Below are 12,984 nucleotides of genomic sequence, written 5' to 3'. Positions count from 1 at the left end.
CATTTATTTCTTTAGTGCGTTGTGACGGCGGTGTTGGCAGTGGTGGCGGGAAGGATCTTCTCCACAACGTCGCTGGAGGGAGTCTCGGTGACGTAGTCGATCAGCGGATAGCCCGCATCCTTCCAGCCGTCGAAGCCTCCGCGCAGAGGACGCACGCGGTAGACGCCCATCTTGTGGAGTTGCAGGGCGAGCTTGGCGGAGGTCTCCTCGCTGGGGCAGGTGCAGTAGAGGATGACGTCGCGGTCGCGCGGGATAATCTCGCTGTGGAGCTTCAGCTCGTTCGGCCCGATGCGGAGCGCGCCGGGGATGACGCGGGGATCGGGCAGGTAGTCGAGCGGATGGCGGAGGTCCACGATGAAGGGCGGGGTGTGGCCGGCGGCGGTGGCGTCATCGAGCATCTCCTTCAGTTCGGCGGGTTCGAGACGCATCTCGCGTACCTGCTGGAGGAACTTGCGCTGCTTGAAGATGCGATAGGCGAGGAAGCCCATGACCATCAAGACGAAGATCACGAAGGCGAAGTGGCCGAGCCAATGGAAGAAGGGCGCGCTCTTTTTGGCGACGTCGCCGAAGAAGCGGCCGGCGAGGATGAAGGTCTCGCCCCAGATGAGCGAACCGGCGAGATCCCACATGAGGAACTTGCCGTAGGGCATGCCGGTCTGGCCGGCGATGGGCGCGGCGACGGTGCTGAGGCCGGGGACGAACTTTGCGAAGAGCAGGGTGACGGAACCGCGGCGGGTGAAGTATCCCTCGGTCTTGCTGACGCAGGTGGAGGCTTCGAAGGAGAGGCGGCAGAGGAGCTTGAGGACGCTGTTGCCGTAGCGGCGGCCGAGGGAGAACCAGATGGTGTCGGCGACGAGGCAGGCGCAGAGGACAGCCATGACGACGTAGAGGTGCGAGACCCGGTGGGTGGCCGAGAGAGTGCCCGCGGTGAGGAGCACCGGGATGCTTGGAATGGGGATGCCGATCTGCTCCACCAGCACCCAGAGGAAGATGATCAGGTAGGCGTAGTGAACGAAGAATACGAGTGCGATTGGCATAAGGGAACCGTAAAAGTTTGGATGAAGCGAGTGGGCCGTTGGATGCGTGTTGGTGTTAAAGATAACAGCCCGGCCGTTGGAGCGGCTGGGCTGCTGTTTGCTGCTGGCTTTTGTGCGGGTGATTGTCCTGCCGGACGGGCCGCCTGCTCGGCGGGAGGTCACTGCGTGACTTTTATACCTTTTAAAAACTTCTTATTTTTCCAGGATCAGGGGCATCTCGACGAGGTGCTGGCCGATGAACCAGGACTGCAGTTCGTTGGGACGGAGGATGTCGCTGACGACGAGGTCGTTGGTGCCCTGATCGCCCGCCTTGTCGGCTGCTTCGGAGATATCGAGGCAGCTCTGAATGATGATCTTGTGAGCTTCCAGCAGACGCGAGATCTGGACGGGAACCTCTTCCCTGCCGCGCGGCGGACGCTGGATGCGGGTGACCTCCGCTACGTCGCCGCCCATGGCGATGGTGACGCCGCCGAGGAGTTGAACGCGCTCCGCGATGGTATCGACCATCTCGACCTGCTCGTCGAAGTGCTTATCGAAGAGGAGGTGAAGCTGGTAGAACGTCGGGCCGGAGACCTGCCAGTGGTGCTTCTTGTACATGTCGCGCAGGACGATGGAGTCCGCCAGAAGCTGGTTCAACTTGGCGACCATGTCGGCGCGCACCTTGGCATCGAGAGGGTGCGGCATGTCCTGAATGACGGAGCCGTACTTCTGGATCTCTTTGGCGTGGGCGTGCCAGTGGGGCGCAACGTTTGCGTCGCCGGTGTTCACTTTTTTCATTGCAACGGCCATATCAAATCTCCCTTTTTGCTTCACTCTTCTGATGCCCGGGAGTGGTTGTCGGTTTCCCGCTTAATTCTTGACGGTGACGTCGGGTGTGACCGACATGCCGGGGCGTAGGGCGTAGTCGCCGTTCTCCTGTTGCACGTTGGTGAAGTCGATGCGGACGGGGATGCGCTGGACGACCTTGACGTAGTTTCCGGTGGCGTTCTCCGGCGGGAAGAGCGAGAGCATGGAGCCAGTGGCGCCGCCGATCTGGGTGACTTTGCCGTGGAACTTGCGTCCGCCGAGGGCGTCGACCTTCAGGGTGACCTCCTGGCCGGGCTTCATCCGGGAGAGCTGCGTCTCCTTGAAGTTAGCGGTGACCCAGAGGTTGGTGAGCGGAATGATGGTGAGGACGTTCTGACCTATGCTGAGGTTGGCACCGATCTGTACGTTCTTCTTGTTCACGATGCCGGTGGTGGGCGCTGTGATGTGGGTGTAGCTGAGGTTAAGCTCGGCTTGATCGACCTTGGCCTGGGCCTGCTTGACGTCGGCGAGGGCAGAGTTGGCGCGGGCCTGCTGGACGCGAACCTGGTCGGGCGCGGTGCGGATGGATTGAGCAGCCTGGAAGCGCGATTGGGCGAGCTTCTGGATGGCCTGGGTGACGGCGGCCTCCTGGGCGATGACGGTGGCTTCGGCCTCGAGCACGGCGGCGGTGTTGGAGGCGTCGGTGGCTACGGCTGCGTCGAACTGCTGCTTGGAGATGACGTCCTTCTGGACGAGCGGGGTGTAGCGCTCGACGTCGAGACGGGACTTGACGGCGTTGGCTTTGGCAGCCGCGACACGGGCCTCGGCGGCCTGGGCCTGCTTCTTGGCCTGATCGACAGCGGCCGTGGATCCCTGAACGTCAGAGCCGGTGGTGCTTACGCTGGTATTAACGTTGACGTTGGTGATGGGAACGTTGACGGTGGCCTGAAGTGCGGAGGCCTGCGAGCTGGCGAGGTTAGCCTGCGCCTGCTCGAGGGCGACCTGGTAGTCGCGGGGATCGATCTCGGCGATGGGTGCGCCGACCTGTACCTGCTGGTTGTCCTCGACGTAGACCTTGATGACCTGGCCGGTGACGCGGGAGCTTACCTGATAGAGGTCACCGTCGACCTGAGCGTCGTCGGTGTCTTCGGAGAAGGTGGAGCGCCAGTAGAAGATGCCTGCGCCGATGACGAGCAGGATGATGACCGCGATGACGACGAACTTGCGACCGGACTTCTTCTGCGTGGCATCATCGTCGTCGTGGCTGTGGTCTTCTGGAGCGCCTTGTCTATCGCCGCCGTTCTGCTGCTTGATCTGGACGGTGCCGCTGATCTGCGCGGTCTGGCCGCCCTGCTGCTGCTCTGATTGGTCTGGCAAGGTTACTTTCCTCCGAGGTAGTCTTTGTAGTTTGTCTGCGCGACGCCGAGGGCACGGGCTAGCGAAAGCTTCGCAATGTTGTGCTGGTAGAGCGCGCTGATGTACTGATCGTTCGCCTGCTCGGTCTGCGATTGAGCCTGCGAGACGGGTAAATTGTCCGAGATGCCGGCATGGAAGCGCTGCTGCGCCTCGCTGAGGGCCTCGTTGGCCAGATCCACGTTGGAGTGGGTGGATTCGACGAGCTTGGCGGCGGTCTCGATGTCGAGGAGGCTGTCGCGCACGTCCTGGTTGACCTGCTGGACCTGGTCGGAGAGCTTGTCGCGGGCCTGTTCGAACTGGGCCTCGGCGACCTGCTCCTGACCGTGGGTCTTCGCTAACTGGAGGACGGGAACGCTGACCTGGCCGGTGGCGGTGAAGGTTCCGTGGGAGTGTGCGGCGGTGGTGCCCTGGTCGCCATAGTCTCCCGAGAAGCTGACGACGGGAAGCTGATAGGCCCAGGCGGAGGTCTTCTCGTCGTTTGCGCCTTTGACGGTCTCGGCGGCGGCCTGAAGGTCTTTGCGGGACTTCAGCGCCTGCTGGAAGGCAGTCTGGGGATCAACGTGGTTGAGGGGCTGGAAGGGCTCGAGGTCGGTGAGGCGGAACTGCTGGTCGAGCGGCAGGCCGATGGTGCGGGCGAGCGCGAGCTTATCCTTCTCAAGATTGTTTTTGGCGGAGATGAGGCTCTGCTCTTCGTTCTGGTAGTCGACCTGGGCGCGGAGGACGTCGAGCTTGGGACTGGTGCCGGCATCGTGGGCGGCGACGGCCTGATCGAGCGAGACCTTAGAGGTGGCGAGCTCGGCGGTGACGGCTTCGATGCGGGCGCCGTCGGCGATGCAGAGCAGATAGGCATTGCCTACGGTGAGGACGACGAGGTCGCGGGCGTCTTCGGCGGTGAGCTTGGCGCCTTCGAAGTTGTGCTTGGCGGAGAGGTAGTTCTTCAGGGCGGAGACGTTGAAGAGGTTCTGGGTGAGGTAGGCGCGGAAGTCGACGACCTGGAATGGCCCAAAGATGGAGGGGACGCCGGGAAACTTCAGTCCGTAGGCGGCGATGTTGATCTGCTCGACCTCGATGCTGGCGTTGGCGGTGACGGTGGGGAGCAGGGCTTGAAGCTCTTCGAGACGCTGGCCGTTGGAGTACTTCTGGGCCGAGGTCTGGAGGATGAGGCCGAGGTTCTGACGGAGGCCGCGCTGGATGGCGTCGTCGAGGGAGAGATCGAACACGCCGCTGGTGGCGGTGCCGGTCATGATACTGCCCTTGAAGGAGTCCTGGGTGACTTTAGCGCCGTTGTCGCCAGAGGCTCCGTAGAGATTCTGCTGCGCGCTGGCGACGGCGGAGCTGCTATTACCGGTGCTGGGGCCGCTGGCAGGGCTGGAAGCCTGCTGCCCTCCGGGAGACTGAGCCTGTGCCTGAACGGCAACCACAACTGCGCAGAGGCCAAGGAGACGCAGCACGTCCTTGGCGTTTTGCATCATTTTGCTTTCAGTCATATGTCTAATCTTAACCTGCATCATGGGTTGCGAATGGATTAGTTTGTGTATACCGCTTTGAATCTTTATCAATCCGTGTAACCAATTTGATGCAGTTAGTTTCAGCAGATCTTCAAAAATAACGTTCGAAAATGTTCGCTACACTCGAACCATTAGAATTGTGCGAGGTTTTTGCGGGATGCTTCTAGGAATTGATGTTGGAACGGGTGGGACGCGGGCGGTACTGATCGACCGTGCGGGGAAAGTAAAGGCTTCCTTTGCGAGTGAACACGCCGGGATTCGCTCCGAGCACATCGGCTGGGCCGAGCAGGAGCCGGAGGACTGGTGGCGGGCGGCGCGGGAGGCGATCGCCGGGGCCATGGCCCAGACGGGGGTGACTGGGAGCGAGATCGAAGCGGTAGGGCTGACCGGGCAGATGCATGGGTGTGTGATGCTGGACGCCGACGGTGCGGTTCTGAGGCCGGCGCTGATTTGGGCGGACCAGAGGACGCAGCCGCAGTGCGACTGGCTGACCGAGAAGATCGGGTTCGAGCGGCTGATTGAGCTGACCTGCAACCCGGCGCTGCCGAACTTTACGCTGACCAAGCTGCTTTGGGTACGGGAGCATCAGCCGGAGATCTTTGCGAAGATCGCCCATGTACTCTGCCCGAAGGACTACGTTCGCTACCGGATGACGGGCGAGTTCGCGATGGATATGCAGGAGGCGAGCGGGACGCTGCTGCTGGATGTGGCGAATCGGCGCTGGTCGGCGGAGGTGGCCGAGGCTGCGGGGATTCCGATGTCCTGGCTGCCACGGCTGTTTGAAGGGCCGGAGATCTGTGCGCGGATCAGTGCGGCTGGGGCAGGCGCTACGGGGCTGGCGGCGGGGACGCCGGTGGCGGCGGGTGCGGGCGATCAGGGCGCGGGCGCTGTGGGGATGGGGATTCTTGCGCCGGGGTCGGTCTCGGCGACGATTGGGACGAGTGGCGTGGTGTTTGCCGCGACCGATGCGCCTACAAAGGATCGGCTGGGCAGGCTGCATACGTTCTGCCATGCTGCTCCGGGACGGTGGCATGTGATGGGAGTGACGAACGGAGCAGGGCTGAGCCTTCGCTACTTCCGCGATACGTTTGCGAAGGAGAGCAGCTACGACGAGCTGAGTGCGCGGGCGGCGGAGGCTCCGGCGGGATGCAATGGGCTGATGTGGGCTCCTTATCTATTTGGAGAGCGGACGCCGCATCTCGATCCTGAGGCTCGTGCGGCGTTTGTGGGGATTACGGCTTCGCATGGACAGCCGCATTTTGTTCGTGCGGTACTTGAAGGTGTAGCGTTCAGCTTGCAGGATACATTCACTTTATTCGCGGAACTTGGTGTTCCAGTGCGGGGTATTCGGCTGGGCGGCGGCGGGGCGCGGGGTCCGTTGTGGAGGCAGATTCAGGCAGATGTGTACGGTCATCCGGTGGATCTGCTGGAGGCGGAAGAGGGTGGCGCATTCGGTGCGGCGCTGCTGGCTGGAACCGGCGTGAAGGTCTGGGAGAGTGTAGAGGCTGCGTGTGCGGCGACGGTGCGGGTGGCGGAGACGATTGCTCCCCGCGATGCGGATGTGATGAAGGATGCTTATGCGCGGTACCGGAGGATCTATCCGGCGCTGCGCGAGATTGCGGGGAGATGAGCGTGAGTGAGATTGGGGTTGCTGTTATCGGATTTGGGCTGGCGGGGCAGGTCTTTCATGCGCCGTTTGTGAGTGCGGTTCCAGGGCTGAAGCTGGAGGCGATTGTGCAGCGCAAGGGCGATGAGGCTGCGAAGGCCTACCCGGCGGTGCGGATTCTTCGCTCGGTGGACGAGGCTCTGCAGGATGCGAAGGTGCAGCTTGTGGTGGTGGGTACTCCTAACGAGACGCACTACGAGATGGCGAAGCAGGCGCTGCTGGCGGGCAAGCATGTGGTGATCGATAAGCCGTTTGCTGCTACCGGTGCGGAGGCAGCCGAGTTGAAGGCGCTGGCGGAGAAGCAGGGGTTGGTGCTTGCGCCGTTTCATAATCGCCGGTGGGATGGGGATTTTCTGACGGTGAAGAGGTTGCTGGCGGAGCAGGCGGTGGGGCGGCTGGTGACGTTTGAGTCGCACTTCGACCGGTTTCGGCCGATGCCGAGGGAGAATACGTGGAAGGAGGGTGCGGGTGCGGCGAATGGGCTGCTGATGGATCTTGGACCGCACCTGGTGGATCAGGCGTTGGCGCTGTTTGGAGTGCCGCAGGGGATCACGGCCAGCGTTCGCAGAGACCGCGATCTGACCGACATTGAGGACGCGTTCGACATTACGCTGGAGTATCCGAGACTACGTGCGCACTGCCGGTCGAGCATGGTGGCTTGCGATGCGGCGCCGAGGTTTTTGCTGCATGGGACTGAGGGCAGCTTTAAGAAGTATGGGCTCGATCCGCAGGAGCCGGCGCTGGTGGGTGGGGCGAAGGTTCCACGCATGGGCGAGGGCGAGTGGCTGGGTGAGGCGGAGGATCTGTGGGGGGCGTTGACGGTGGCGCCGAACCCAGCTGATCCGGCGAGGTTGGTGCGTACTCGGGTGAAGACGGAGTTTGGAGATTACCGGAGGTATTATGCCAATGTTCGCGATGCGATCAACGGGACGGCGAAGCTGGCGGTGACGCCGGAGGATGGGTATCGGGTGATCAAGCTGCTGGAGATGGCTCGGATCAGTAGTGAGCAGGGGCGGACTTTGCCGGTGGAGTTCTAAGGTATATTGGACCGGATATAAAGAGGGGCCATGATCCGTTTGCCGATCAGCAAAGTCCTAGCAACAGCGTCTATCGCGATACTGATCGCTATATTTGTTTTGCATGACTACGCAAGATGGGCGCAGCGAGGGCGGGATGCGTTCCTTAACTATCAGGCCGGGCGTTTTGACCGCTATATCGCCGCGCCCAGTATGACGACAACCTTTCTAGCCGCGCTCCTTGGTGCAGCCATCATCGTCATTGGGTATGAACTTCTTGCGAAGGCATTTTCGAAGGTCCTTCCATCGGGCAAAGCCTAACAACTGAACATCCTTCGACGATTATTGGCCGTAGGTGGCGGCGGCTCCGTGCTTGCGGAAGTAGTGGCGATCGAGAAGGGCCTGCGAGACTCCGGTGTGGTTAGAGACGAGGGTGAGGGTGTTGTAAGCCATCTTGGCTACGGCTTCGAGAACGACGGCGTTGTGGGCTGCGTCGTGGGCGTTGCGGCCCCAGGCGAAGGGAGCGTGGCCGTTGACGAGGCAGGCGGGAACGGCGAGGGGGTCGATTCCGTGCTGCTTGAAGTGGTTGACGATGGCGAGGCCGGTCTCGTGGACGTAGCGGCCAGCGATGGCCTCATCATGCAGGGGCGCAGTGCATGGGACAGCCCCGTAGAAGTAGTCGGCGTGGGTGGTGCCGAGAGGGGGGATGGCGAGGCCAGCCTGGGCAAAGCTGGTGGCGAACTCGGAGTGGGTGTGGACGACGGCGCCGATGGTGAGGAACTCGCGATAGAGGAGGGTGTGGGTGTCGAGGTCGGAGGAGGGCTTGAGGTTGCCGTCGACGATGGTGCCGTGGAGGTCGGTGACGACCATGTGCTCGGGGCGGAGCTGGTCGTAGTCGACGCCGGAGGGCTTGATGACGATGAGGCCCTGGTCGCGGTCGATGCCGCTGGCGTTGCCGAAGGTGTAGAGGACGAGGCCGCGCTTGACGAGTTCGAGGTTGGCTTCGAGGACTTCGGTTCGCAGATCTTTGAGCAGCATGATTTGGTTCTCCGTGGAGATAGAGTAAACGTTTTATAAAGGATGGGAAAGATAATGTCCTGCCGGACGGGCCGCCTGCTCAGCAGGAGGTCACTTCGTGACTTTTATACCCCTTTGGGTGGTCCTCCCGTTGGTCGGAGTCATGATTGTGCCGACCAGCGGGAGGACTTATGGTGTTCGTGGGCGCCACGACCGGTATACGCGTCACGAAGTGACCTCCCGCTGAGTAGGCGGCCCGTCCGGCAGGACTAGCCTTGATAGAGTAAAGAGCATGGAAGATGAACAGATAGCAAAGCCTGAGGCACTGCCGCGTGGGTTCGTATGGGGCGCGGTCAAGGCAGGGATCAAGGCCAGCGGCAAGCTCGATCTGGCGGCGGCGGTGCCGGTGAAGGGTGCGACGGCAGCGGCGATGTTTACCAAAAACCAGCTGGTCGCGGCTCCGGTGACGGTGGGCAGAAAACATCTGCTGGCAACTGGTGGACGCGTTGGCGCGGTGCTGGTGAACGCGGGCAATGCAAACTGCGCGACCGGACAGCCGGGCATCGATGCGTGTACGCAGACGTGCGTGGCGGCGGCGGAGAGATTTCACTGCATCTTCGACGAGGTCTTCCCTTCTTCGACCGGGATTATCGGCGTGCCGTTTCCAGCGGAGAAGGTAGTGGCTGCGATGCCGGCGCTGCAGGCTGCGCTGGGAGATACGCCGGCACATGCGGAGTTGTTTGCGCGGGCCATTATGACCACGGACACGAAGATGAAGGTGATGCGTGCGGTGGTGGATGTGGATGGTGCGGAGGTGAGGATCTTCGGCGCGGCGAAGGGTGCGGGGATGATTCATCCGCAGTTGGGTGCGCCGGTTGGGCCTCCACATGCGACGATGCTGGTCTATTTATTCACCGATGTGGTTGCAGAGAGCGCTGAGTTGCGCGCGCTGTTGGAGCCGGCGGTGGAGATGAGCTTCAATTCGATCTCGATCGATGGGGATACGTCGACCAACGATACGGTGTTGCTGCTGGCGAGTGGGGCGAGTGGGGTGAAGCTGACGGAGCGCAGCAGCGAGGCGTTTGCCAGTGCGCTGAAGCTGGTGTGCGGTTCGTTGGCGCACCAGATTGTGGACGATGGCGAGGGTGTGGGGCATGTGGTGACGCTGCATGTGATGAGTGCGCGGACGGAGGCGGAAGCGAAGCAGGTGGCGAAGGCGATTGCGCACTCGCCGCTGTGCAAGACGGCGTGGTCGAGCGGGGACCCGAACTGGGGTCGGCTGCTCGCGGCTGCGGGGTATAGCGGGGTGGCGTTCGATCCGGCGCTGGTGAAGATCAGGATTGGCGAGCAGCCGGTGTTTGAGCTGGGGGTGCGGGCGGCGGAGTTTGATAAGGATGCGGCGCATGCGGTGATGATGGAGCGGGAGTACACGATTACGCTGGAGATGGGGCTGGGCGAGGCAGAGTGCAGGTTTCTGACTTGCGATCTGACTGAGGAGTATGTGCGGATTAATGCGGACTACTCGACTTAGAGGATATGTCCTGCCGGACGGGCCGCCTGCTCGTGGAGAGGTCACTTCGTGACTTGTATACCACTTCGGGTGGCCCTCCCGTTGGTCGGGATGATGATGGATTCCGACCATCGGGAAGACTTATGTTGGTTGCGCGGGCGTGACAGGTATACGCGTCACGAAGTGACCTCCCGCTGAGCAGGCGGCCCGTCCGGCAGGACAGGATCTTTCCAGGCAGATGACGTTTTCACGCAACCCTTATATCGTTATAAGCGGGGACGGCGAGCGCCAGCCCCGACAGGGGTATTGACGACACTATGACCACGAAACTGGAAGACGCGACGAAGCAGGACTTTTCGGCAGAGGTATCGGAGTGGATTGAGGCGTTTGACGACGTCGTTGCGGCAGACTGGGAGCAGGGCACAGAGTTGCTGGAGGCTCTGCGGCAGCGTGCGCGCGAGGCCGGGGTGCCGACGCCTAGCGAGCTGACGACGCCGTATCACAACACGATCCCGAAGCACGACGAGATTGCGTATCCGGGCGATCGGGCGCTGGAGCAGCGGGTGGAGAGCCTGATCCGGTGGAACGCGATGGCCATGGTGCATGGTCAGAATAAGAAGGACGCCGGGATCGGTGGGCATATCTCGACGTACTCGTCGCTGGCGACGCTGCTGGAGGTTGGCTTCAATCACTTCTTCCACGCGAAGTACGCCGGTGCGGATGGCGTGGAGCAGCCGGGTGACTTTATTTACTTTCAGGGCCACGCATCGCCAGGGGTTTATGCGCGGGCTTATCTGGAAGGTCGTTTCGATGACGATAGACTGAAGAACTTTCGCCATGAGCTGCGCGAGACGCCGGGACTGAGCTCCTATCCGCACCCGTGGCTGATGCCGGAGTTTTGGAACTTCCCGACGGTGTCGATGGGAATTGGGCCGCTGAATGCGATTTATCAGGCGCGGTTTATGCGGTATCTGGAGAATCGGAAGCTGATTCCGGCGAACGAGCGCAAGGTGTGGGCGTTTGTGGGCGACGGGGAGACGGACGAGGTCGACAGCCTGGGCGCGATCTCGGTAGCGTCGCGTGAGAAGCTGGACAACCTGATCTTCGTGGTGAACTGCAATCTGCAGCGGCTGGATGGGCCGGTGCGCGGGAACAAGCGGATCATCGATGAGCTGGAGGGTGTGTTCCGCGGTGCGGGATGGAACGTCATCAAGGTGATCTGGGGTGGAGACTGGGATGCGTTGTTTGAGCGCGACCACACCGGGCTGCTGCTGCGCCGCATGGAAGAGTGCGTGGACGGCGAGTACCAGACCTTCAAGGCGAAGGGCGGGGCTTACCTGCGCGAACACTTCTTCGGCAAGTATCCGGAGCTGCTGGAGCTGGTGAAGGATATGTCCGATGAGCAGCTTGGGGAGCTGCACCGCGGCGGGCACGATCCTGCAAAGATCTACAACGCGTACAAGCGGGCGATCGATCACAAGGGCGGACCGACGGTGATTCTGGCAAAGACCGTGAAGGGTCATGGGCTGGCGTCGGCGCAGGCACGCAATGCAACCCACTCGGAGAAGAAGCTGACCGACGAGGGTCTGGTGGCGTTTGTGAAGCGATTCGACATTCCTGTGCCGGAGGAGGCTGCGAAGCACGGTGAGTTTTATCGGCCTGCGCAGGACGCTCCCGAGATTGCGTACATGCAGGAGCGGCGGCGTTCGTTGGGCGGCTACCTGCCGTCGCGCGAGGTTGCGAAGCTGAACTTCAAAGCGCCTGAGCTGGAGTTGTTCAAGGACTGGCTGGGCGGTTCGAAGGGGCGCGCTGTCTCGACGACGATGGGCTTTGTGAATATGCTGAATGGCCTGTTGAAGAATCCGGCGATCGGGAAGCTGATCGTTCCGATTGTTCCGGATGAGGGGCGCACGTTCGGATTCGAGTCGGTGATGAAGGCAGTCGGGATCTACGCGCCGGAAGGGCAGAAGTACACGCCGCACGACGCGGACATGCTGCTGCGCTACTCGGAGTCGACGGACGGGCAGATTCTGGAGGAAGGAATTACGGAGGCGGGGGCGATGGCCTCGTTTACCGCGGCGGGCACGGCGTATGTGAACTACAAGGTGCCGACAATTCCCTTCTACATGTACTACTCGATGTTTGGATTCCAGCGCATTGGAGATATGGCCTGGGCGTTTGCGGACTCGCGCGGCAAGGGCTTCATGATGGGCGGCACGGCGGGACGGACGACGATGCTGGGCGAGGGGCTGCAGCACCAGGACGGCCACTCGATTGTGCTTTCGAGCACGGTTCCGACGTGTATCACTTATGACCCGGCGTTTGTGTATGAGCTTGCGGTGGTGGTGCAGGACGGCATCAAGCGGATGTATGAGAACGGCGAGGACTGCTTCTACTACATCACGATGTACAACGAAGACTATCCGATGCCCGCGATGCCGGAGGGCTCTGCCGAGGGCATTCTGCGTGGCATGTATAAGGTGAAGCCTGCGGCCGGCGAGGCGACGGTGCAGTTGTTCGGCAGCGGCCCGATCCTGAACGAGGTGCTGCGGGCGCAGGAGATTCTTGCGACCAAGTACGGCGTGGATGCGAATGTGTGGAGCGTGACCAGCTACACCGAACTGCGGCGCGATGCGCTGGCGGTGGAACGTTGGAACAGGCTGCATCCGGCGGAGAAGGAGCGTGTGCCTTACCTGCTGACGGCGCTGGGCGATGCGAAGGGACCGATTATTGCGACGAGCGATTATATGAAGTCGGTGCCGGATCTGCTGTCGCCGTGGCTGCCTACGCGGCTGGTGACGCTGGGAACGGATGGCTTTGGGCGGAGCGACAATCGCGAACATCTGCGGCGGCACTTCGAGGTGAGCGCGGAGTCGGTGGTTGGGGCTACGCTGTCGAAGCTGGCGCGGGATGGGAAGTTCAAGCCAAAGGCCGCGCAGAAGGCGATGGTCGAGCTTGGGCTGGATGTGGAAGCGAAAGATCCCGCGCGCGCTTGAGTTAGATTCGAATGATGTGATGGCGAGAGGGT

General features: G+C 61.9%; 10 protein-coding genes. 5 read left to right on the top strand and 5 right to left on the bottom strand.

Features of this window, described 5'->3' with window-relative positions; all coding sequences use genetic code 11:
- Positions 1-11: 11 nt before the first annotated feature.
- From GSQ82_RS13230 to GSQ82_RS13215, 4 genes are read right to left on the bottom strand one after another with little or no spacing between them, the layout of a single operon-like run.
- Positions 12-1,199: a VTT domain-containing protein gene (locus tag GSQ82_RS13230; RefSeq protein WP_371417204.1), complete on the bottom strand. Its 1,188-nt coding sequence runs from the start codon at positions 1,197-1,199 to the stop codon at positions 12-14.
- A gap of 30 nt (positions 1,200-1,229) precedes the next feature.
- Positions 1,230-1,826, bottom strand: coding sequence for a Dps family protein (locus GSQ82_RS13225; protein ID WP_158792726.1), 597 nt, complete (start codon positions 1,824-1,826; stop codon positions 1,230-1,232).
- Between the two features lie 60 nt (positions 1,827-1,886).
- Positions 1,887-3,200, bottom strand: a complete 1,314-nt coding sequence (locus GSQ82_RS13220) for an HlyD family secretion protein (RefSeq protein WP_158792725.1) — start codon at positions 3,198-3,200, stop codon at positions 1,887-1,889.
- Between the two features lie 2 nt (positions 3,201-3,202).
- Positions 3,203-4,726, bottom strand: coding sequence for a TolC family protein (locus GSQ82_RS13215; protein ID WP_158792724.1), 1,524 nt, complete (start codon positions 4,724-4,726; stop codon positions 3,203-3,205).
- A 178-nt stretch (positions 4,727-4,904) separates the two neighbouring features.
- Between GSQ82_RS13215 and xylB the strand changes: the two genes are divergently transcribed.
- Genes xylB through GSQ82_RS13200 form a run of 3 tightly spaced genes read left to right on the top strand, consistent with a single transcriptional unit; the run spans position 4,905 to position 7,750 of the window.
- Positions 4,905-6,377: a xylulokinase gene (xylB, locus tag GSQ82_RS13210; RefSeq protein WP_158792723.1), complete on the top strand. Its 1,473-nt coding sequence runs from the start codon at positions 4,905-4,907 to the stop codon at positions 6,375-6,377.
- Entirely contained in the window at positions 6,374-7,450 is a 1,077-nt protein-coding gene (locus GSQ82_RS13205; RefSeq protein WP_158792722.1) for a Gfo/Idh/MocA family oxidoreductase, read from the top strand. The genes xylB and GSQ82_RS13205 overlap by 4 nt, the downstream gene beginning before the upstream one ends.
- A gap of 30 nt (positions 7,451-7,480) precedes the next feature.
- Positions 7,481-7,750 (top strand): hypothetical protein, encoded by a 270-nt coding sequence (locus GSQ82_RS13200; protein WP_158792721.1) that lies wholly within the window; start codon positions 7,481-7,483, stop codon positions 7,748-7,750.
- A 21-nt stretch (positions 7,751-7,771) separates the two neighbouring features.
- Here GSQ82_RS13200 and GSQ82_RS13195 read toward each other — a convergent pair whose 3' ends face one another.
- Positions 7,772-8,467, bottom strand: a complete 696-nt coding sequence (locus tag GSQ82_RS13195; RefSeq protein ID WP_158792720.1) for an L-ribulose-5-phosphate 4-epimerase — start codon at positions 8,465-8,467, stop codon at positions 7,772-7,774.
- A gap of 271 nt (positions 8,468-8,738) precedes the next feature.
- Here GSQ82_RS13195 and argJ point away from each other — a divergent pair, with 271 nt between their 5' ends.
- Together argJ and aceE are read left to right on the top strand one after the other, a co-directional pair.
- A complete protein-coding gene (argJ, locus tag GSQ82_RS13190) occupies positions 8,739-9,977 on the top strand; it encodes a bifunctional glutamate N-acetyltransferase/amino-acid acetyltransferase ArgJ (protein ID WP_158792719.1) in 1,239 nt (412 codons plus the stop codon).
- A gap of 296 nt (positions 9,978-10,273) precedes the next feature.
- Entirely contained in the window at positions 10,274-12,952 is a 2,679-nt protein-coding gene (gene aceE, locus GSQ82_RS13185) for a pyruvate dehydrogenase (acetyl-transferring), homodimeric type (RefSeq protein ID WP_158792718.1), read from the top strand.
- The last annotated feature ends 32 nt before the right edge of the window (positions 12,953-12,984 follow it).

Origin of the sequence: Granulicella sp. L60 (genome assembly GCF_009765825.1) — a bacterium.
GTDB lineage: Bacteria > Acidobacteriota > Terriglobia > Terriglobales > Acidobacteriaceae > Edaphobacter.
The sequence above is the reverse complement of the archived record's forward strand: the minus strand, read 5'-3'. Positions and strand labels throughout refer to the sequence as shown.